This window comes from Haladaptatus sp. DYF46 (genome assembly GCF_021083305.1).
GTDB lineage: Archaea > Halobacteriota > Halobacteria > Halobacteriales > Haladaptataceae > Haladaptatus.
Map to the genome: position 1 here is coordinate 1,242,708 of NZ_JAJFAY010000001.1, position 20,063 is coordinate 1,262,770.

Annotated in this window: 17 protein-coding genes; 5 read left to right on the forward strand and 12 right to left on the reverse strand. The window is 62.7% G+C overall.

Annotated features, from left to right (window positions below; genetic code table 11):
* Positions 1 to 69: 69 nt before the first annotated feature.
* Together LJF34_RS06940 and LJF34_RS06945 are read left to right on the forward strand one after the other, a co-directional pair.
* A complete protein-coding gene (locus tag LJF34_RS06940; protein ID WP_231184127.1) occupies positions 70 to 1,290 on the forward strand; it encodes an MFS transporter in 1,221 nt (406 codons plus the stop codon).
* A gap of 91 nt (positions 1,291 to 1,381) precedes the next feature.
* On the forward strand, positions 1,382 to 1,540 hold the full coding sequence (locus LJF34_RS06945; RefSeq protein ID WP_231184128.1) for a hypothetical protein: 159 nt from the start codon (positions 1,382 to 1,384) through the stop codon (positions 1,538 to 1,540).
* Positions 1,541 to 1,592: 52 nt separating this feature from the next.
* Here LJF34_RS06945 and LJF34_RS06950 read toward each other — a convergent pair whose 3' ends face one another.
* Complete coding sequence (locus LJF34_RS06950; RefSeq protein ID WP_231184129.1) at positions 1,593 to 3,533, reverse strand: hypothetical protein; 1,941 nt, start codon at positions 3,531 to 3,533, stop codon at positions 1,593 to 1,595.
* 343 nt (positions 3,534 to 3,876) lie between these two features.
* On the opposite strand from LJF34_RS06950, the gene LJF34_RS06955 reads away from it, so the two are divergent.
* Positions 3,877 to 4,920: a purine nucleoside permease gene (locus tag LJF34_RS06955; protein WP_231184130.1), complete on the forward strand. Its 1,044-nt coding sequence runs from the start codon at positions 3,877 to 3,879 to the stop codon at positions 4,918 to 4,920.
* Between the two features lie 143 nt (positions 4,921 to 5,063).
* Here the strand turns inward: LJF34_RS06955 and LJF34_RS06960 are convergent, their stop codons facing one another.
* Together LJF34_RS06960 and LJF34_RS28875 are read right to left on the reverse strand one after the other, a co-directional pair.
* Entirely contained in the window at positions 5,064 to 5,495 is a 432-nt protein-coding gene (locus tag LJF34_RS06960; RefSeq protein WP_231184131.1) for a universal stress protein, read from the reverse strand.
* A gap of 89 nt (positions 5,496 to 5,584) precedes the next feature.
* Complete coding sequence (locus tag LJF34_RS28875; RefSeq protein ID WP_255665742.1) at positions 5,585 to 5,716, reverse strand: hypothetical protein; 132 nt, start codon at positions 5,714 to 5,716, stop codon at positions 5,585 to 5,587.
* 34 nt (positions 5,717 to 5,750) lie between these two features.
* Here LJF34_RS28875 and LJF34_RS06965 point away from each other — a divergent pair, with 34 nt between their 5' ends.
* Positions 5,751 to 6,221 carry a cupin domain-containing protein gene (locus tag LJF34_RS06965; RefSeq protein WP_231184132.1) on the forward strand — a complete coding sequence of 157 codons (471 nt, stop codon included), beginning with the start codon at positions 5,751 to 5,753 and terminating at the stop codon, positions 6,219 to 6,221.
* A gap of 87 nt (positions 6,222 to 6,308) precedes the next feature.
* Here the strand turns inward: LJF34_RS06965 and LJF34_RS06970 are convergent, their stop codons facing one another.
* The 9 genes from LJF34_RS06970 to LJF34_RS07010 form a co-directional block, all read right to left on the reverse strand.
* The gene (locus LJF34_RS06970) at positions 6,309 to 7,295 is read right to left on the reverse strand and encodes a glycerophosphodiester phosphodiesterase (RefSeq protein ID WP_231184133.1); all 987 of its coding nucleotides are present in this window, start codon (positions 7,293 to 7,295) and stop codon (positions 6,309 to 6,311) included.
* 160 nt (positions 7,296 to 7,455) lie between these two features.
* On the reverse strand, positions 7,456 to 8,511 hold the full coding sequence (locus LJF34_RS06975; RefSeq protein ID WP_231184134.1) for an ABC transporter permease: 1,056 nt from the start codon (positions 8,509 to 8,511) through the stop codon (positions 7,456 to 7,458).
* Positions 8,504 to 10,387 (reverse strand): ABC transporter permease subunit, encoded by a 1,884-nt coding sequence (locus LJF34_RS06980; RefSeq protein ID WP_231184135.1) that lies wholly within the window; start codon positions 10,385 to 10,387, stop codon positions 8,504 to 8,506. Before LJF34_RS06980 ends, LJF34_RS06975 begins: the two co-directional genes overlap by 8 nt.
* Positions 10,384 to 11,265 (reverse strand): ABC transporter ATP-binding protein, encoded by an 882-nt coding sequence (locus LJF34_RS06985; protein ID WP_231184136.1) that lies wholly within the window; start codon positions 11,263 to 11,265, stop codon positions 10,384 to 10,386. Before LJF34_RS06985 ends, LJF34_RS06980 begins: the two co-directional genes overlap by 4 nt.
* Positions 11,266 to 11,368: 103 nt before the next feature.
* Positions 11,369 to 12,385, reverse strand: coding sequence for an AbrB/MazE/SpoVT family DNA-binding domain-containing protein (locus tag LJF34_RS06990; protein WP_231184137.1), 1,017 nt, complete (start codon positions 12,383 to 12,385; stop codon positions 11,369 to 11,371).
* Positions 12,382 to 13,278, reverse strand: coding sequence for a phosphate ABC transporter ATP-binding protein PstB (gene pstB / locus LJF34_RS06995; protein ID WP_231184138.1), 897 nt, complete (start codon positions 13,276 to 13,278; stop codon positions 12,382 to 12,384). Before pstB ends, LJF34_RS06990 begins: the two co-directional genes overlap by 4 nt.
* Positions 13,271 to 14,848 (reverse strand): phosphate ABC transporter permease PstA, encoded by a 1,578-nt coding sequence (gene pstA / locus LJF34_RS07000; RefSeq protein ID WP_231184140.1) that lies wholly within the window; start codon positions 14,846 to 14,848, stop codon positions 13,271 to 13,273. The genes pstB and pstA overlap by 8 nt, the downstream gene beginning before the upstream one ends.
* Positions 14,845 to 15,918: a phosphate ABC transporter permease subunit PstC gene (pstC, locus tag LJF34_RS07005; RefSeq protein WP_231184142.1), complete on the reverse strand. Its 1,074-nt coding sequence runs from the start codon at positions 15,916 to 15,918 to the stop codon at positions 14,845 to 14,847. Before pstC ends, pstA begins: the two co-directional genes overlap by 4 nt.
* 70 nt (positions 15,919 to 15,988) lie before the next feature.
* Positions 15,989 to 17,152, reverse strand: coding sequence for a substrate-binding domain-containing protein (locus LJF34_RS07010; protein ID WP_231184144.1), 1,164 nt, complete (start codon positions 17,150 to 17,152; stop codon positions 15,989 to 15,991).
* 600 nt (positions 17,153 to 17,752) lie between these two features.
* Here LJF34_RS07010 and LJF34_RS07015 point away from each other — a divergent pair.
* Complete coding sequence (locus LJF34_RS07015) at positions 17,753 to 19,936, forward strand: type II/IV secretion system ATPase subunit (RefSeq protein WP_231184145.1); 2,184 nt, start codon at positions 17,753 to 17,755, stop codon at positions 19,934 to 19,936.
* The last annotated feature ends 127 nt before the right edge of the window (positions 19,937 to 20,063 follow it).

Here is a 20,063-nt window from a genome sequence, read left to right on the forward strand (position 1 = left end):
CGGGGGAGTCCCCCAATCGTCTGCGCCGATGTAGACACCGTTTTCCGAGCGTGTCACCAATTCGGACCGATGACGCAGGTGATGGATGGCGTCCGTAGCGTCCGCGGCGAGCGCGTCCGTCTCGCCGCAGTGATTTGGGCGGTGTTGCTCGCACAGGTGCTCCTCTATCCCGGCGTTCCGGACCTCGTCGTCCACCTCGGGGCGGGCGAACAACTCGACGGTGGGACGTGGTTTCTCGTCGCCGAGTTCGCCGCGTTCGTGGCGTGTGCCGGAATTTGGGGTCACCTGAGCGACCGCCTCGGAACGCGTGTACCGCTCGTCGTCTTCGGTGCGGTCGGAGCGTCCGTCGGGTACGCGGCGCTCGCGTTGGCACCGACGCTCGGCGTCCCGTTCGGCGGCGTGTTGGCGCTCCGCGTCCTCCAGGGTGCGGCGACCATCGCGGCGTTCTCGCTCTCCATGACGATGTTGATGGACCTCCGGGGCGGCCACGGGCGCAACATGGGCGCGGCCGGTATCGCCATCGGCCTCGGAACCGCGATGGGCGCGCCGATAGGCGGCCAACTGGCCGAGATTCACCCGACGACGCCGCTCGCCGTCGCGAGCGTCCTCATGGTCGGAACGGCGGTGTTCGCGCGGTCGATTCCCGACCGCGTGCCGTCAACGTCGCGGAAAAGCGTCTCCGCCGCCATGAAGCGCCTCCGCTCCCGCCCCGAACTGTCGATTCCGTACGCGTTCGGGTTCATCGACCGCCTCACCGCGGGCTTTTTCGCGCTCGTCGGGACGCTCTACTTCCAGTCCGAGTTCGGCCTCGACCCGGGTGCAACGGGAATCATGCTTATGCTCTTTTTCGCCCCGTTCGCGCTATTGCAGTACCCGATGGGGAAACTCTCCGACCGCATCGGCCGGTTCGTCCCCATCGTCGTCGGGTCCATCTGCTACGGCGTCACCATCGTCGCCGTGGGACTCGCGCCGACGGTCCCCCTCGCGGCAGTCGCGATGGTCGCGGTGGGCGTCGGCGGCGCGTTCGTCTCGCCCGCGACGATGGCGCTCGTGACCGACATCGCGGGCGACAACGACCGAGGAGTGGCCATGGCCGGGTTCAACGCCGCCGGAAGTCTCGGGTTCCTGACTGGGTTCCTCGTCGGCGGCGGCCTCGCCGACCGACTCGGGTTCACGACGGCATTCGCGGTCACCGGTCTGCTCGAAATCGCCATCGCGCTGGTCGCTTTCCGCGCCGTGTACCGTCTTGGCGACCGAATCCGGCGGGATGCGACGCGGGCGGAGGGATGAGTTCGAAGCACCCAAACGATTATTACCATTGCCGTTTCTAGGCTAGCCTAAGAATTGCCCCGTCCGCGAGACGAAGGGGTTCGGTGAAAGCATGTTCCGAGAAAACAGGACGAAACGAGCGCACGTTTGGGTGGGTCTGTACGCCGGTCTGGTCGGGACCCCCGACGACCGAACGGAAACCGAAGATGAACGTTCCGAGGACGCAGGTGAACGCGCCGAGGACTGGCGCGACCGTCCCGGGAACGAATGAGTGGACGATAACCGAGTCGGAAAAGAAGTGCGGTCGTTTTTCGGAACCGTCGTCAGTCCCAGCGGTGGCGGCCGTGGCCGTCGTGCCCGCGATCGTGATCGCGGTCGTCGCGGTCGCCGTGATGGTGGCCTCCGTGACCGCCGTGGTGATCGTGACCCCGCCCGTCGCCGAACGTCACTTCCGCGATGCGCGTGTGGTACGGGTCACGCTCCTCGGCGGCGGGGTCGATGTCGATGTCCGGCGAATACTGGCTCACCGTCCAGAACGTCCCGGTGTGCGGATCCACCGAGATTCCGTTGTAATCGCCCCATCGCATGACCTCCTCGCCTTCGCCGTAGTCGTAGTGCGATTTCCCTTCCTCGACGACGACGGAATCCTCCAGTTTGTTCCGTTCGTACCCCTCCGTTCGGCCCGCGACCGCCATGCTCGGGAAGGTGTCGGGACCGCTCACGTTGTGCGTGATGACGGTCGTGTCGTCGTCCGACTGGATGGTCGGAATGAAGTACGACGTGCCCGGTTCGCCGTACACGCCGCTCTGGACGACCTGCCGCGTCCGCGTGTCCACTTCGTACCACTTGATGGCGGCAACTGTCTCGCCGTCGCCGTTCCAGTCGTAAGCGATTGTGTGGGCCGTCCACAGCGACCCGTCGTTGTAATCGAGGTTCATCTGTCGCGTGCCGAGCGTATCGATTCGCTTGTCCGAATCCGGTTGCTCGGCGGTCGGCGGATACGAGAACTCCTCGACGGGAACGGTGTGACATTCCAGCGTCGGGTCATCGAGCGGGTCGGTCAACTCCCACATCGTGAGCGCGCTCGCCGTCGGGTCCGGGAAGGTCGAATCCAGCAGGTAGAACGTACCGCGTCTGCCGCCGGAGGACGGTTGGAGCGCCGGTTGCAGGGTGAAGTCGTCCTGCTCGACGTTCGGGTTGTCCAGGTCGGTGAAGTGATTGCCGGTAGTGGTCCGACCGCGGTAGATGGCCTCCTTGTCGAGCGCCACCATCGTCACCGACACCGCGTCGCCGAAGAAGTTCTGTGCGAGGTAGATGGCGTCCCTGTCCAACCCGAGCGTCGGGTAATCCACGAGACCTTCGTTGTCGAGCGGCGGAATCCGGTAGACGTTCCACTTCCCGTTCGGGTTCGGCGTCTCGGAGACGGCGACGACCCACCACCCTCGTGGCGGCCGTGCGAGCGCTTCGGCCTCGGATTCCGCGTCGTCCTCGCCTTCACCGTCTTCTCCATCTTCGCCCTCTCCCGGTTCGCCGCCCGCGCGCTCTTCCATCTCCTCGCGGGTGACGAGTTCGCCGTTCTCGGTGATGCCGGGTTCGTACTGGACCGCGGCGACGACGTACCGGTTTTCCCGTCGGTCGTACCGCGCCCGCGGGTCGAAGACGAACGGTTCGCCGTACGCGTACCCGCCCTCGGGTTCGTCGATGACCGGCGCAAAGATGTCGTTCAACTGGACCGAGAGCTCCTCGTGTCCGGACCGTTTGTCGAACACCGCGACCTGCGTGTTGACCGCGTGAATCACCTTGCCGTACCCCGCCGCGATCTGCGAGTCGGAGGGGACGCCGCCGCTCGTCTGCTCGGCGTTCACGCCGTCGTACTCGGTGAGAATCGACAGTTCATCGTCGTCGTCCCACCAGCCGTGTTTCTGGTCGTGTCGATGCCGTCCGTGCTGTCCGTGCGCCCGCGACGCTTCGATTTCCCGCTTGCTCGCCGGTTCCCCGGCCGCCGTCGATTGCCCCTTCATCCCCGTTCGCCCGGAACGGGACGCGATTCGCCCGAAGTTCACGGTTCCGCCGGAGTAGGTTCGCTCGAACGGTCCCTCCGCACAGTCCCCTTCTTCCGTCGTCTCCGCGGCGGAGCCCCCTCCAGACATCGCCACGCTTCCGATGCCGAGGCCCGCTAGTTGAATCGCCCGCCGTCGATTCAGTCGAAATCCGCTGTCCGTAGTGTTCGCTTCCGATTCTCGATCGCTGTTTTTGCCATCCATCACGTACAATAAAAGAAAGATAAGAATGATATATTTATTTGCCCAAAATAAATAAAATATAGAGCACTAGTTTCTAAGATGACAATACGGCGATGAAACGAAGTCCTCACAGCACCGAGTCACCCGTCGATGTCGGGGCCAACTGTCTCGCCGAAGAACACGGACGCCGAGGACTCGGAAACCCATGCTGACGCCCCTTGAGTTGAATGCAGATCGAATACCCCATTATTAGAGCACATATGATTGCGAGATCGTGTATATAAAAACTACATTTAATACAAGATTATGCATGAATTTGTGATGGATTCGGAGCGTTAAAGGGTGTGAATTCGAGACCGCAAGTATGGCTCAAAAGCGGAACGAGATGATTCGACGACGATTTCTCAAAGCGACCGGGACCACGCTCGGTGCCGGTTTGATGGGAACGGCGACCGGGAGTACAGATTCGACTTCGGAAACGACGGACGACCCGGTCGACGTCAAGGTCTTCGTCATCGCCGCCTTCGAAGTCGCGAACCTGAAAAAACGGGAGGGAACGGGCGACGCACCCGGTGAGTTCCAGTTGTGGTATCGGAACTACGACCTCACCGAGGCCGTGGACGTTCCGGGAGCGTTCGCGCCGGTGTATCACAACGACGACGGCATCGCCGGAACCGTCGTCGGAATCGGGAAAACGAACGCCGCTACCTCGTTGTCGTCGATACTCCGCTCGCCGAAGTTCGACTTCGAGAACACCTACTTCGTCACCGCGGGTATCGCCGGTTCGCCGCCGGACGTCGGAACGCTCGGGTCGGTGTTCGTGAGCGATGCGGTCGCCGATTGGGACCTGGTTCATCGCTGGTCGCGCGCCGACGGCGACGCCGACCCGTACGCCATGATGTTCCGCCCGAACCGGCCAGACCACGTCTACGAGTTGAACGGGAACCTCGTGAAGACCGCTCGGCGTCTCGGAGAACGCGCGAACCTCACCGATACGGAACGCGCAAAGGAGTATCGGAAACTGTACCCACAGGAAACCGCCCAGTCTGACCCGTTCGTCGGCGTCGGTACGACGATGTGTGGCGACACGTACTGGCACGGGTCCACGCTCTCCGACCAAGCCGGATACATCGCGGAGAAGTACGGCGTGAGTACCTACGCGACAACGGAGATGGAGGACTTCGCCACCGCGCGCGTTCTCGATCGTTTCGGTCACTTGGACCGATACGTCAGCCTTCGGAGCGTGTCGAACTTCGACCAACCGCATCCCTGTCAGTCGGTACGGGAGAGCCTCGCCGCGGATTCCGGCGGTTTCCTTCCCAGCGTGACGAACGTGTATCGCGTCGGGTCGAGGCTGGTGGACGAAATCACCGAAAACTGGGACCGGTGGGAAACGCGACGATACTGAACCCGGAACTCGAACTCACGACACAGCGACGAGGCCGAAGCCGAGGGCGATGGAGACGACTGCGACGAGCGGAATCGTCATGAGGAAGGAACTAAGCGGGGAAGAACGTCAATCGCCGCGTCGGTGGAGAACCCCGGCGAATCTCACTTCTTGGGGGCGTGAACGGTCAGCACCGGCACATCGGCCAACCGCACGACGCGCTCGGTGACGCTGCCGAGCAGGTAGCGGTCGAGGCCGCGCCGCCCGTGCGTTCCCATGACGATGCAGTCGATGTCGTTCTCGTCGGCGTAGTCGAGAATCATGCGGTGGGGATGTCCGCCCGTCACCACGTCGTCGGTGACGGCGACGCCTTCCTCCTCCGCCAGCTCTCGGACCCTCTCGACCGCCGCTTTCCCGCGCGTTTCGAGGTCGTTCAGGACGTTTCCCTCGTAGGCGTCGGGCCACATCGCGCCGATGTCGATGACGTAGAGTGCGTGAATCGTTGCGTCGAACTGCGTCGCCAGTTCGACGGCGTTCCGCACCGCTTCCGTGGCCGATTCGCTGCCGTCCGTGGGAACAAGAATGTCGTCGTACATCGGTGGCAGTACGGTGGGAAACGGGATAGTACCGCGGTTCGAAAACCACCTTCTGATAACCAACGCCTATGCTTCGAGACCGCCGTTCATCACATCGCACGAAGCGTCGAGCGTTCGTCGGATACTGCGGGACTGTGTTCCCGCTCGGGGGCGTCGATGGCCGTCCGGGCATTCCGTCCGACGACCGTGGGTCGCGGTCGACTCCGAACGAGTGGAGACAATAAACCTATGTCCCGCGAGAAGTGAATTCAACGTATGCAACGAATCGATATCGACGACGTGGAATCCGGAGGAATGGGTGACGCCGACCGTCGCGGGCTCTCGGACCCACTGGAGACGGAGGACATGTCTCTCAACCGCTACGCGCTCGAACCGGGCGAGGCCTTCTCGGGCGGACTTCACACGCACCTCGATCAGGAGGAGATCTTCTACATCGTGGAGGGAACCGCAACGTTCGAGATCAAACCCGAGGCGGACGCCGAAAGCGAAATCATCGAGGTGGGTGGCGGGGAAGCAATCCGGTTCCCGGCGGGAGAGTATCAGCAGGGTCGCAACGAATCGGACGACGACGTGGTCGCACTCGCGCTCGGTGCGCCACGTGACTCGACCGACGTACGCGTCGCACAGCCCTGTCCGGAGTGTGAGAGTGACGTTCTCGCGTTCAATATGGGCGACGACGGGATCTACCTCGAATGTCCCGACTGTGGGACGACCGTCGAGATGTAACTTCACGAGGGCACTTTTTCGCACGGTTCGAGCGTGTCGTTCCGTGCAGACCATTCAAAGAATACGTCCTTCGGACTCACGAAGCGGCTACTCTCGGAGCAGATTCGGGTAGTTGGCGATGAGTCCGTCGACGCCCGCCTCCGCCAGTCGGTCGGCCTGATACCACGTATCGAGGGTGTAGACGTTGACCTCGCGACCCTCGTCGTGAGCGACCTGCACGAGGTCGATGTCCGCGAACTGCGGGTCGTCGAGGTAGTACGGGTCGTTGAAGAACGGCGACCCCTGCACCATGTTGTACGGGGGGTTGACCGCCTCGCAGTCGTACTCGCGCACGATGTCGAGGCCGCGTTCAATGGAGTCCCAGAGCAGGTAGCCGACGGGCATCTCCGGGTCGAGTTCGCGGACGGTTGCGATGGCCGCCTCGTAGAACGAGGAGACGAGGATGTCGTTTTCGTACTCGTCGGCGATGTCGAGCGCCTTCTCCGTGAACGACCGCCAACGGTCCTTTCCGGCCTCCAGTTCCGAACCGGAGAGGTCCGTCGAGGACTGTGCCGCCGCCGAACCGGGATTTTTGAACTCGATGTTCACGGCGACATGGTCCGGGATGACTTCGAGCGCTTCCGAGAGGAGCGGTACGGTTTCCCCGCTTCCGAGGACGTTCGCGTTCCGCACCGTCTCGCAGTCGTTCTCCCAGACGTATCCGTGCTCGTCGGTAAGGCCGCGGGTTCCGCCGTCGCGCGCGCCGAGTTTCTCGTCGTGGAAGACGACGATTTCGCCGCCCGCACACGGCATGATGTCGAGTTCTATCATGTCCGCCGTCCGGGAGGCCGCCTCGAACGCCCGGAGGGTGTTCTCCGGATACATCCCCTTGTACCCACGATGGGCGACGTATGTGACCCCGTCCTCGTCGTCTCCCCCGTCGTGACCGTGGTCGTCGTCCGCACCCTGACCCTCGTCTGCGTCGTCGGAACACTCCTGTGCGGTTCCGACTCCGGCTAACGCGGTGCTCGCGACGGCCGCGCCGGTTCCAACGAACGTTCGCCGATTCAACGTCTGGAGTCGTTCTGACACCATATTTCGACATACTTCGGCCAGTACTATAGTATTTATAATAGGAAGCTAGATTGATTCAAATACCTATATATGGAAAACATCATCCCGATTCGACACTGAACGGCGTCCGATCTGTCGAAACGGGGAATCGAGTGGCACGGCCGACCCGTCACCATGCCGCTCACGCGGTCGTCAGTAGCCGACCACTCCCGACGACCCGCCGGACCAGTCCGTAGCCGAGGAGCGACGCCACCAGATAGAATGCGACCATCGCGTGCGTGAACGTCGTCGGACTCCCGATAGCGAGTTTCGCGACGGTGTTTGCGGGCGCTTCGGGGAGCAGGTACGTCCCGCTGAAGACGACGAGCATCGCCATCGAGAACAGGAACTGGGCCTGCTTTCTGTCCCGAAACCGCAGCGCCAGTATCGCCCCGAGCGCGACGATAGTTACCGAGAAGGCGGTTACGAGGACCACGATTTCGAGTGAGTTAGCGACGCTCGTTCCGTTGAACGAAAGGAGAATCAACCACGCCGCGGCCTGCACCGGCGCGAGGATGCCCATCGCCAGCAGTTTGCCGTCCACGATATCGATGCCCGTCAGCGGCGTCACCCTGAGGAGTTCGAGGGTTCCGCGGTCGTACTCCTCCGCGATGGTGTCCACGGCGACGCTCCCGCTGATGAACACGGGCAGAAACATCAGCATCGGGATGAGTACCGTATAGGTGAACCCGAAGTACGGGCTCGCACCCTTCTCCGGCGGTGGCGCGACGACGGACCGTTCGAGTCGCGCCGATAATTGCGTCCGCTGGTGACGTTCCAGTTCGTCGAGCACCTCCTTTATCTGGGTCACGACCAGCGTCGTCTGTATGTTGCCATCCGGGGCGATAGCGGTCACGTCGAGGCGTCCGCTCGCGGTGCGCTCGACGTGGAGGACCGCTTGCACCTCCCCGGAACGGAAATCATCCATCGCGCCGCGCTGGGTCCGGTACCGAACCCCTTTCCACGCATCGTCGGAGGCGAGAACCGGAGCGAGTTCGTCGCTCGCGTCGCCCGTCACGCCGAAGGAGACGACGACGTTGTCGGAGGCGGACTCGGGGTCGTACATCGACACCAATCCGACCGCGAGGAACGACGAGAACGCCGCGATGAGCAGTTGAATCAGTATCGCCAACACGATGGTCTTCTCGCTCCTGAGCGACGCCAACTCCCGCCGCGCGACGGTGAGACGCTTATCCAAGGGCGTTCACCACCGTTAGGTTGTAGGCGGCGTGAACTAACGTCGTGACGACCAGCGTCCAGACGTACCAGGTTCGGTCCTTGCCGGCACCGTAGGCCGTGATGGTCGCCGTAACCGAGTGAAGCGCGAGCGGCGCGAACAGCAGCCCCAACAGGACGAGCGGCGACGCGTCCACGCCGAGGCCGGTGGCGGCACCGAACGCCGCCCGCCCGAGTTCGAGGTTCGGAAGTCCGACCAACTGGGCGATGGCGGTCAGTTTCTCGCCCGCGAAGAAGCCGAACCCGGAGAGCAGACCGAGGGTACCAACCGTCCGAAGCGAGCGGTCGAACCGCTCGTGGGCGAATCCGGCGTAGACGTGGACGCTCTTTGCGACTTCCTCGATAAACGCGATGGCGAGGAGCAACACCGGAATCGAGAGTTCCACGGGAAGCGCAAAGAGGAGGGCCACGGCGAGGAGTTCCGCGACGAAGACGAACGGAATCGAGAACGCGCTGACCTTCGCGACGCTCCACTTTCCGCGTAGTTGGCCGTCGAGGGCGTCGAGCGCCTTCAGCGTCACCGGGCGTTGGGTGAACATGTCCTCCTCGCGGTAGACGCCGGCGCCGAGCGCGAACAACGCGCCCGCGGTGAGGTACAGCGGAAGCGTCGAGAAGGCGTACTGACCGAGCGCGACCGGTTCGCCCTGCAACACGCGGACCACCAGCGACAGGGGCGAGATGGCCGCAATCGGATGCACGTCGGTGAACACGGACGGCACGAAGGCGTAGGAGGTGAGGAAGACGCTGAGCGACACCGTGACGAACGTGAGTTCCTTGAACGAGCGGGCGAACATCGCGCCGACGAACGCGCTGGCGAGGAACAACAGCGCGATGGGAATCACCGCCGAGACGGCCGTCACCACCGCGCTCGCGATGGCCAGCGGTTCGGTGCCGACGTGCGGCGTAAACCGGACGATTCCGACCGCCGTCACCGTGGCGATGGCGACCATGCCGACGAGATACGGCAGGGTCTTTCCGACGATGATGTCGCCGCGGGACACCGGCGAGACGAGGAGCAACTCGCCGCGGTCGTTGATGCGCTCCTCGATGACGCTGCTTGCGTAGGCCTGAATCACGAAGTTCATCGGCAGGATGAACGCGAACGCGAGGATCAGCGACTCGAACGGAAACGGCGGCGAGATGTCCGAGGGCGTCCCCCGTCGCTCGTTATCGACGAAGATGGACGACCCGGAACCGACCGACGGGGCCGCGGCCGAACCGCTGGAACCGCCTCCCCCGGCATCGCCGCCGCCCGTTCCGCTCCCGCCGCCGAGGCGCATCTCTCCCGCCGTCGTGGTTCGGGTGGCGACTTCCCCGCCCGAATCCGTTCCCCTACCAATTCCCGACCCGGCGAAGCCGCCGGTGTCGTTTTGTGCCACGTAGCGGAGCGTGACGTTCACCGGGAACGCGGCGGCGCTGTCCGGTTCCTCGGCCATCCGCCGGTCGTTGTACCGTTCGACCGTCGTCCGCAGTTCCGCGAGCGCCGCTTTGCCCTTGGGAGAGTCCTTGTAGCGCATCGTGTTCGCGGGACACCCCGAAATTCCGCGGGTCGGGCAAATGAACAGGTCGAACGCGCCGGAATCGTAGTTCGCCGCGGTCGGTTCGACGGCCACGAACGTCCCGTCGAAAGCGACCGGGCCGTAGTACCGGCTATCCTCGCTGACGCCGACGCGGTAGATGCCGCCGTCAACGGTGTTGCCCCGACTGGCGACCATGGGCGTCAGCACGCCGACGAAGAGGAGTACGACGACGACGAGAACCAGCGTCCGGCGGTCGAACTGCCCAGCGTTCTTGCTCACCTCCCAGCGTGCGATTCGAAGCGTCTTGCGGCGTTTCACGGACGGCCCTCCACGTCCGGCGCGTCGGTCGCCAAATCGAGAAATATGTCCTCCAAACTGGGCGTGTGCGTCTCGATGTCCACGACGCTCCCGCCGGACGCTTCGACGAGTTCGCGCGTTTCGGCCACGGCGTCCATGCTCCCCACGACGCGACGATAGGTTCCGTTCTCCCGAACTGCATCCGCGACCTCGACCGTCGTGGAGACGTGGTACTCGGTTCGTCCGTACTCTTCGCGGAGGTCCTCGACGCTCCCACCCGCGACGATTCGACCGTTGTTCATCACGACGATTCGGTCACAGATGCTCTCGACGTGAAACAGGTTGTGCGCGCTGAACACGACCGTCTTCCCCGAATCGCTCAACTCCCGCGTGAACTCGATTATGTAGTTCGTCGTGAGCGGGTCCAACCCGCTCGCCGGTTCGTCGTAAATCAACACGTCCGGGTCGTTGACCAACGAACGAGCGATGGCGACCTTCCGCCGCATTCCCTTGGACATATCTCCCAACCGTCGCGCGCGATGGTCGAGTTCAAGGCGGTCCAGCGTCTGATGAATCCGCTCGGTGGCGGTCGGTACGTCGTAGAGGTCGGCGAAGAAGGACAGATACGATAGCGGCGTCATGTCCTCGTACAGCGGCGATTCCTCGGGGAGAAAACCCAACCGAGTCCGCATCTCGGGGTCCTGTGCGTCGTAGCCCGCGACCCGTGCGCTCCCGGCGGTCGGTTCGATGAGTCCCGACAGCATCTTCAGGGTGGTCGTCTTTCCCGCCCCGTTCGGACCGATGATGCCGAACACCTCCCCATCGGAGACGGAAAAGCTACTTCCCTCGACGGCCGTGAAGCCGCCGTATTCTTTCCGAAGGTATTCCACTTCGATCATAGATATGTACTATTCTCGATACTGAGGCTACTTGAGCGTGTGGTAGTGTGAACGGAAATCCCTCGAAAAGCGAGAGCGGAAGTCGTTCGGAAGAGAAGCGTCCCTATGCGCGGAGCGACGCCTGCACCGCTCGCTCGGCGATTTCCGTTACGCTCGTCGCGGATCGTTCGAGGCCGACGAGCGCAACCGTCCAGACGTGCGCGTGCCCGTCCTCCCGGTTCGCTCGCCGGTGGAGGTCGGTGACGTCTTCGACGAGCCTTCGGGCGTCCCGAACCGTCTCGTACGGCGGGCGCGACGCCGTCAGAACGGCATCGACCGCCGCTTCCGTGAGCGTTCGCGACCGGCGTGCGCAGTCCTCGAACTCGTCCGACCACGGGGTCGTCTCCACGTTCCCCCGACCGTGGAGCAGGTCGGCCACCCGCTGGAACCGTTCGGTAACAGTAAGCAGGTGCCCGGCAGTCGTATACCGGTCGAACACCGCCCGTCGAGAGCGGCCGAGACGGTCGAGTTCCTCGACATCGGCGAGTGCACGCCGAAACCGGCCGTCGATGACTTCGAACCGCCGCGCCGCGTCGTCGCACCGTCCGTCGATTCGTTCGAGGTCGTCGAAGGAGCCATCGACGAGAACACGAACGACGGTTCGCTGCATCGAGAGCGCGGCGTACTGCAGTTGGAGGACGGTCCGTTCCAGCGAGATGGCCGTCGTGTCGATGACCGTCCTGAAGTGGATTTCCGACCCCGACTCGCGCTCGATTTCTAGCCCGGTCTTGCTCGACGCCGCGTTGGCCACCGTGCGACGCTGTTTCGGACTGACGCCGTTTTCGGCGCGGAGGGCGAACTCCTTACAGCCAATCGCGTACAGGGCGTCCACCACCTGTCGAACTTCCGCGGCTGATAACGCCGCGATATCGACCCGCGGTTCGTCGGAAGCACCCTGCCCTCTGGCGGACGTCCGCTCGGATTTGATGACCAGTTCACCGCCGTGTGCGGGATAGAACGAGAGTTCCATCCCCGCATCGATACCGTGTTCGTCGATCCACTTTTTGGGCAGGGAAATGGTGTACGAAGAGCTACCGGTCGCCTGTACCGTCCGCGTGTTGTTCGCCAGTTCCATCGTCATCCGAACTTGCCCGTGATGTACTCTTCGACGCGTTGGCTATCCGGGTCCTCGAAGATCTTCTCCGTCCTATCGTACTCGACGAGTTCGCCGCCGGTGAGGAACACGGCGGTCTGGTCGCTGATGCGCGCCGCCTGCTGCATGTTGTGCGTGACCACGACGACGGTGTACTCGTCGGCCAGCGACTCGATGAGTTCCTCGATTTTCGCGGTGGCGATGGGGTCGAGTGCGCTCGCCGGTTCGTCCATCAGGATGACCTCCGGATTCACCGCGAGACAGCGCGCGATACAGAGGCGTTGTTGCTGACCGCCCGAGAGACCGAGCGCGTTGTCGCCCAATCGGTCACTGACCTCGTCCCACAGCGCGGCGTCCCGAAGCGACCGCTCGACGAGGTCCGATTCGGCCTCCCTGTCGTCGTCGTCGAGCAGTCTCGCGAGCAACCCCGTCCGGATGTCGCCGTGCTTGCGCGGCCCGTAGGAGATGTTGTCCCGGATGGACTTCGGGAACGGGTTCGGGCTTTGGAACACCATGCCGACGCGCTTACGCAGTTCCACGAGGTTCACGCCGTCCTGATAGATCTCCTCGCCGTCGAGCGTCACCGAGCCGTCGATGGCTGCAGCGTCGATGCGGTCGTTCATTCGGTTGAGACACCGAAGAAACGTCGATTTCCCGCAACCTGACGGACCGATGAGCGCCGTTACACTCTTTTCGGGAATGTCCATCGAGACGCCCTTTAGCGCGTGGTCGTTGCCGTAGTAGACGTCGAGGTCCGAGACGGCGAGTTTCGTCTCGTCATCGAACTCGTAATTCGTCCACTCCGTTAGAACCCGCTCTTCGGTCTCGCCGGTGGTGGTCGTGGTCTGTTCGCCGTTCTGGTTCAACGCGATATTACTCATGGTGTAGTTTCCTCCTGAAGTAGAGCCGACTGACGATGCCGATAGCGTACAGTCCGAGGACGACGACCAATAAGACGAGCGCCGTCCCCCAGCCGAAGGCTTGGGCCGTGAACGCTTCGCCCGGCGGCAGCCCGGACGTTATCGACGTGTAGAGCTGGTATGGAAGTGCACTCCCCGCTTTCAGCAGTTCCGGATTCGTCACGAACGGCGGGGAGGACGTGAACTCGAACGACCCTAGCACGTTCGGATTCGAATTCGGGTACGGTGGGCCGCCGTACACCAAAATCAGCGGTGCAGTCTCGCCAGCGATACGACCGACACCGAGGATGATGCCGGTGATGACGCCGGGCATCGCCGATGGAAGGACGACGCTACGAATCGTCTGCCACTTCGAGACGCCGAGCGCGACGCTCGCTTCCCGGTACTCGGTGGGAACCGCTTTGATGGACTCACGGCTCGTGATGACCACGAGCGGGAGGAGCATGAACCCGAGGACGACCATTCCGGCGAGCAGCGACCGCCGACCGTTACTGATCCGCGGCATGATGAACGCGATGCCGAACAACCCGAAGACGATGCTTGGCGTACTCCAGAGGCCGTTCGTCGCGACTTCGACGAGTTGGGTGAACCGTCCGCGGTCGGCGTACTCGGTGATGAACACCGCCGCGCCGACGCCGAGCGGAACCGCGAACGCGATGGCTCCCGCGACGAGCCAAAGCGTTCCCACGACGGCGGGGAAGACTCCCGGTACCTCGACGAAGAGACTCTTGGTGACGTTCGTCAGGAATGGCAGCGAGACGATCCCCTTTCCGCCGAGTTTCGCCCCGGTCAGGACGGTGTCAACCCCGTTGACGACGATGAACCCGACCAACAAGAGGAGGGTTGCGAGCATCCCGGCGATGCTCATCAACACGAGGAGGTACGCGCCGTTCTGACGTCCCCGAGCGCCGAATCCCGCGCGTGCCTTCGCGGCGCTCCACGACCCGACGAGGGACGCCGAGACGACAAGCGTCGGCACGACGACCGGCCCGATAAACGTCATGGAGAGGTCGCTCGGCGACCACGTCCACGTCGTATCGATGACGCCGGTAACCACGACTCCGCTGACGAACAGCAGGAACGAACCCGCCGGGAGCGTCGAACCGACGTCCTCCCGCGGAAGGACCGCGATTACCGTGGCAATCACGCCGAGGAGGACGGCAGCGGCGAGCCAGCCGGTGGTCCCTAAACCGACCGTCTGGGACGCTATCAACCCGCCGATGACGAAGCCAGCGAGGCCAAACAACACGCCGACGAGCAAGCCAGCGGTCGTCGATGGCTCCGCCGCGAACACACCGTATCGGGACCCGAGACCGAGTGCGATGACGCCGAGCCCCATCACACCCAACAACGCGCCCAGTGCCGTGAACAGCGAGACGCCGAGGACGCTCGCCGTCTCGTCGAGCCACTGAAACAGCGTCAACCAACTCGCCACGAACGCCACCAGTCCGACGCCGATGACGCCTGCGGCGAGGTAATCGACCGTCGTCGATTCGTCCACGACGAGTGCGGTTCGTTCGACGGAACTCATCGTTTCCCTCCGAGTTTCTCCTGCATCCGCGTCTCGATGTACATCGACCCGACGCTCAACACGAGAACGGTCAGGAAGAGGACGACGCCGGCCGCGAACAGCGAACTCAGCGCCAGCCCGTGCGAAGAGTTCGCGTTGAACGCGATGAGCGTCGTCAGCGTCTCTCCTTTGCGTCCGAACACGTCGAAGATCGGATCAGGGAAGCCGACGTTGTGCGTTATCATCACGGTCGCCGCCATCGTCTCACCCATCGCTCGGCCTACGCCGAGCAATACTGCGGCGGAGACGCCGGAGAACGCCGCCGGAATGGTGACGCTCTTCATCGTCTGCCAGTCGGTCGAACCCATGGCTAACGACCCGCTCTTCATAGACTCCGGCACCGTCGATAGGGCGTCCTCGGCGACCGTCACGATGGTCGGCAGCGCCATGATGCCGATGATCAATCCAACCGTGAACAGGCTCCCGAACGTCGGCGTGTTCAACTCCTTGTAGAAGTAGTCGTTGATGATGACGAACCCGATGAACCCGTACGTGATCGAGGGAATCCCGGCCAGCATCTCGACGCCCGGTTTGATGACTTCGCGGACCGTCGGCGGGGCGATCTCCGAGAGGAACAACGCACCGGCGACGCCGAGTGGGGCGGCGACCGCAGTGGCGATTACCGTCGTCACCAGCGTGCCGAATATCATCGGCGACAAGTAGTACAGACCGTCGCCTGCGGGCCAAAACGATCCACTCGTGTCCGTTCGGTATATCATCGCGACGCCGGTCTTCCGCAGTGCGGGCCACGCTTCGAGGAAGATGAATGTGATGATGAGGCCGAGGATGGTGACGGTCAGTATCGTTGCGAGGAACGTCAGTCCCATCGCGGTCTCCGATTGGTGGGAGTACCAACCGACGCCGGAGAGGACGACGAACAGCGCGACCGGTGCGACCGTCCACTGAGAACTGTTCAAAAACAGGCCGAACGCGGCGAGTAACGTGAGCGCGCCGAATCCCCACAACAACAGCGCTCCGTCGTCGTGCTGTGACCAATAGTTAGTTATCCGTGTTGATAGTGCGTCTGCCATACTGAATACTGTGTTCGAATAGTCATCCGTTCGTGCGACTCGCATCCGGTGGACTGACCGCCGTCGGCGGTCAGTCGAACTTGCTCGGCGCGACCTTCTTGCGTTCTTCTTCGAGTCGCCCCTTCGGCAGTGCGAAGTAGTTGTTCTTTTTCACGAATGTTTCTTGACCGAAATCGCTCAGAATGAAGTTGAGGAACGCCGCTTCGCGCCGCGAGGTGTCCTCCCACGTGTAGGCGTGGAGGTCACGTGAGAGCGGGTAGTCTTTTGCGCCGAGGTTTTTACCGTACTCGTACAGCGTGTCGCCGATTTGGAGTCCGATAGGCGGCACTTGTCCGTCCGGCTTGACGAACGCGAGTGCGAGGTACGTGATGGCGTTATCCGCCTGTGCGACAGCCTGTGCGAGTTGCTGGTTCTTCCCGTAGCGCTGGTCGGGTTTGGTCTGTGCGTTCGCGTCGCCGAACACGTTGCTCCGGAAGGACGTCGCGGTCCCGGAATCGGGTGCACGACCGAGAACGAGCATTTCCTTGTCCGGACCGCCGACTTCGCTCCAGTTGCTGACCTGCCCCTTGTAGATCTTCTTGAGTTGGTCGAGTGTGATCTTGTTGACGCCCGCGTCCTTGATTTCCTTGCTCACGACGATGGGCTGGCCGTCAACGCCGACGACGTGATCGACGAACTTCTTCATCTCCGAGTCGGAGACGTTCTTGCCCTCGAGTTCCGCTTTCGCGGGCGCACTAGCGTCGCCGATGTCGACGCGACCTTCCATGACGCCTTCGATACCCGTGCCGGAGTGGCTCAGCGCGACGTTCGCGAGGAACGGCGGACTCGACCGCTTTCCAGTCGCTTCGTAGCCGTACTTGCTTGCAAAGAAGTCGGCGAGACGTTTGTCGGTGCTGTATTCGTCCTTGGCCCACTTCTTCGGCCAGTAGTCCTCGTCGCCCGGTTCCGGATTCGAGTTCCAAAAGCTCGCCCCGTCACCCGTGATGGGGTACACGGTCGAAGACCCGTCCGCGGTCAGCGCCTCGGTCGAGAGCTTCTGTCCACTGTCGTTGTCGCCGTTGGAACTATCGGTGGCTTTCGTCGTCTCGCCGTTACCTTCGGTCGAGGACCCGTTGCTGTCGTCCCCGCTGCTGGAACAACCTGCGAGGGCCAGTGCACCAGCAGTGCTGCCGGTTATCGCGAGGAAATTCCGTCGTGAGGTGCCACCGTTCGCCCGCTTCGATTGTCGCGTCATTCACCCGAAGGTGACCGACAGGTAGTAAAAGCCGCTTATAATAGGAGTTCATATTACGCCCGTTTGTATTGTTCCCACAGGGAACGGTATGGATATCACCATTCGAACATTTTCTCCCAATAGTGGCATTATCAGGATAATACCACTATATAGATCCCCAGATGGGGCGGCGTTGGATACCTCGTAGTCATGAATGCCGACGGAAGGAAATGATATAACTCTTTTTTCCAATTAAAGAAACGGTCGGTCGGAAAATGTTTTGCGTTCGAACGAAGACGGAGGCCGTACGACGAGACAGCCCAAAATCAGCGACCGGAGTCGAAGTGAGAGGTTATACTTCAGGTTCTTCGTTCGACGTCACACATGAACCGACCCGTACACCGGACCCTCGTTCCTTCGGAATAAAAGGAGACGTTGCTCCTCGTTTTTACGCGTCCTCGCGAAGTTCGAACGTCTTTGGCGAGGTCGTTCTTCGGTTACGACATCCTCACAAAAATGTGTACGATGACTACCGTTAGATGATGAGGCCATTCCCAAAGGTTTAAATCTGGATAGCGCTCTACACATCCTCGTAACGACATGTCTTCCGTGGAAACTTCGATGGGAACTGTCAAATACACCTCTGGAACAGTCCCCCCGCCGATTCCGCCGGACGTCCCCGACGCCTGGTACGCGCCCGACGTGCGCGACCAGCGCGAACTTCACCCCGGCGTCGTCGCCACGATTCGGGAAACCGACGACGGCTTTCGATACGACGTTCGCACGCCAGCGCTCGGTTCGTCGGACGAAGACGCACTCGCCCGTGTTCGCGAGTACTTCGCCACCGCGAACCTCCGCCGCCCGCTCACGCGGGAGGGAGCGGTCGAACGCGTCGAGGAGGGGTTCGAGCCGAAATATCGTCGCGCCATCGACCGATTGACCGACCTCTCGAACTCGGCCCGCCGCCGGGTCGAGTATCACGCGCTCGCCGAGTTGCTTTGCCTCGACCGACTGACGCCGTTGGCGTTGGACGAAAAGATAGAAGTCGCGGACGCCGCGGGGGACCACCTCGTCGTCCACACGGAAGACTACGCACCCGCCGACACCGAACTCCCCGCTGATGCCGACTATCTGGCCCGGTTCGCCAGCGAACGAATCGAGACGCACACCGTCGATTTCCGGGCGTTCCGAATCCCGGTCGTCGTCTACGAGGAACACCTCCTCGGGACGGACTCCTTCGCCACGAAGTACGCCGTCCTCGAACCCAACCTCCTGCCGGACGACGACCGACTCATCGAGGAATGCAAGGACCGCATCTGGGAGACGCACGTCGGCGACATCGTGGACGACCGCGCGGCCTTCGTCCGCGAGCGGGCGACGCAGTTCCTCTCCCGGCGGCTGACCGCCCGGAACACCCGCGCGTGGTTCGATGCGGCGAAGTATCGCGTTCGGACCGCGCTGTCGGAATACGACCTCGCGGTTCCGCCGGTGGACCACCGGTTCTCGGACGACCGACTCACTGACCTCGTGTATTACGTCCTCCGGGACTACGTCGGGCACGGAAAACTCACGATTCCGATTCGGGACGGCCTGCTCGAAGACATCGAGGCGAACCGGGTCGGCGAGCGAATCAAGGTCGTTCCGCGCGGCCGCGCCATCGGCCACGGCGAGCGCATCCCGACGAACCTCGCGTTCGAGGACGAATCGGCGTTCGTCAACGTCGTCACCCAGATGGCCGCCTCCGACGGCGTGGAACTCAACGCCAGCAATCCCAGCGCGAAGGTGAACCTCTCCCTCGACGGCGTGGCCGACGAGGAGACCATCCGGTGTGCCGTCGCGCTTCCGGTCATCTCGGAGGGCGGCCCGCACATCTCGATTCGGAAGCAGGCACCGGACACGATGACGCCGGTGGACCTGCTCGACGCCGACAGCATCTCCACCGAACTCGTCACCCTGTTCTGGCAACTGTACGAACACCACGGAGTCGCGCTGTTCTCTGGGCAGACGGGGGTCGGGAAAACGACGCTCATGAACGCGCATATGCCGTTCATCCCGTACCGCGACCGTCCAATCAGCATCGACGAAGGGTCACGCGAGGTCCGATTGCCCCACGAAACGGGCGTCTCGCTCACCACCCGCGACCACGAAAACGATTACAAGCGCGTGACGATGGCGGACCTGATGACCGAATGTAACTACCTCAACCCGGACGTGGAAGTCATCGCCGAAATCAACACGCCCGCCTCGTTCCGCACGTTCGCCGAATCGCTGAACACGGGTCACGGCCTCCTCGGAACGACGCACGCCGAGACGATCGAGAAACTCGTCAATCGCGTGGTCGAACAGGGCCTCTCCGCATATCTCCTCCAGGAAATCGACCTCGTGGTGTTCCCCCGAAACGTGGACGGCGAGCGCTACGTCGGCGAAGTCGTGGAACTCGTGACCGAGGACGAGTTGGCCGAACTGGACGGCCGCTGTGGCACGGTGAAGAAGGACGGCACGGCGATTCACTGGAACGCCCTCGCGTGGCGCGATCACGAGGGCACCTTCCACACGAAGTACGACCACCCGCAACTCGGCGACGACGAGCGAGACATCGGCTTTCGGTTCTTCCACCGCCTCGCCCACCGAACCGACCGGAGCGTGAAAGAGGTCGAAAACGAGTTCCACCGCAAGCATCGCTACGTGCAGTATCTGGAACGGGAGGGCGTCACGGACTTCGACGAACTGTTCTCATTCCTGGCCGACCTCCAGAACAACGAGGCGGCAACGGTGGAACGAGTGTCACGGGAAGTGAGCGAATGAATGTAGAGTCGATCGGTGTCGATACCGAACGATGGGACACGAAGTATCCGCTGAACCTCCCGCCGTCGTCACGCTCCACTCCGACTGGCCATCGACTCCGGCGAGCGTTTTTCCCTACGCGTCGCAA

Coding starts and splice junctions, on each gene's coding strand:
- LJF34_RS06965 (WP_231184132.1), top strand. CDS start 5,751: ATGCAACGAATCGATATCGACGACGTGGAATCCGGAGGAATGGGTGAC.
- pstA (WP_231184140.1), bottom strand. CDS start 14,848: ATGAGTTCCGTCGAACGAACCGCACTCGTCGTGGACGAATCGACGACG.
- LJF34_RS07010 (WP_231184144.1), bottom strand. CDS start 17,152: ATGACGCGACAATCGAAGCGGGCGAACGGTGGCACCTCACGACGGAAT.
- LJF34_RS07015 (WP_231184145.1), top strand. CDS start 17,753: ATGGGAACTGTCAAATACACCTCTGGAACAGTCCCCCCGCCGATTCCG.
- LJF34_RS06985 (WP_231184136.1), bottom strand. CDS start 11,265: ATGATCGAAGTGGAATACCTTCGGAAAGAATACGGCGGCTTCACGGCC.
- LJF34_RS06970 (WP_231184133.1), bottom strand. CDS start 7,295: ATGGTGTCAGAACGACTCCAGACGTTGAATCGGCGAACGTTCGTTGGA.
- pstC (WP_231184142.1), bottom strand. CDS start 15,918: ATGGCAGACGCACTATCAACACGGATAACTAACTATTGGTCACAGCAC.
- pstB (WP_231184138.1), bottom strand. CDS start 13,278: ATGAGTAATATCGCGTTGAACCAGAACGGCGAACAGACCACGACCACC.
- LJF34_RS06990 (WP_231184137.1), bottom strand. CDS start 12,385: ATGACGATGGAACTGGCGAACAACACGCGGACGGTACAGGCGACCGGT.
- LJF34_RS06945 (WP_231184128.1), top strand. CDS start 1,382: ATGTTCCGAGAAAACAGGACGAAACGAGCGCACGTTTGGGTGGGTCTG.
- LJF34_RS06955 (WP_231184130.1), top strand. CDS start 3,877: ATGGCTCAAAAGCGGAACGAGATGATTCGACGACGATTTCTCAAAGCG.
- LJF34_RS06940 (WP_231184127.1), top strand. CDS start 70: ATGACGCAGGTGATGGATGGCGTCCGTAGCGTCCGCGGCGAGCGCGTC.
- LJF34_RS06960 (WP_231184131.1), bottom strand. CDS start 5,495: ATGTACGACGACATTCTTGTTCCCACGGACGGCAGCGAATCGGCCACG.
- LJF34_RS06950 (WP_231184129.1), bottom strand. CDS start 3,533: ATGGATGGCAAAAACAGCGATCGAGAATCGGAAGCGAACACTACGGAC.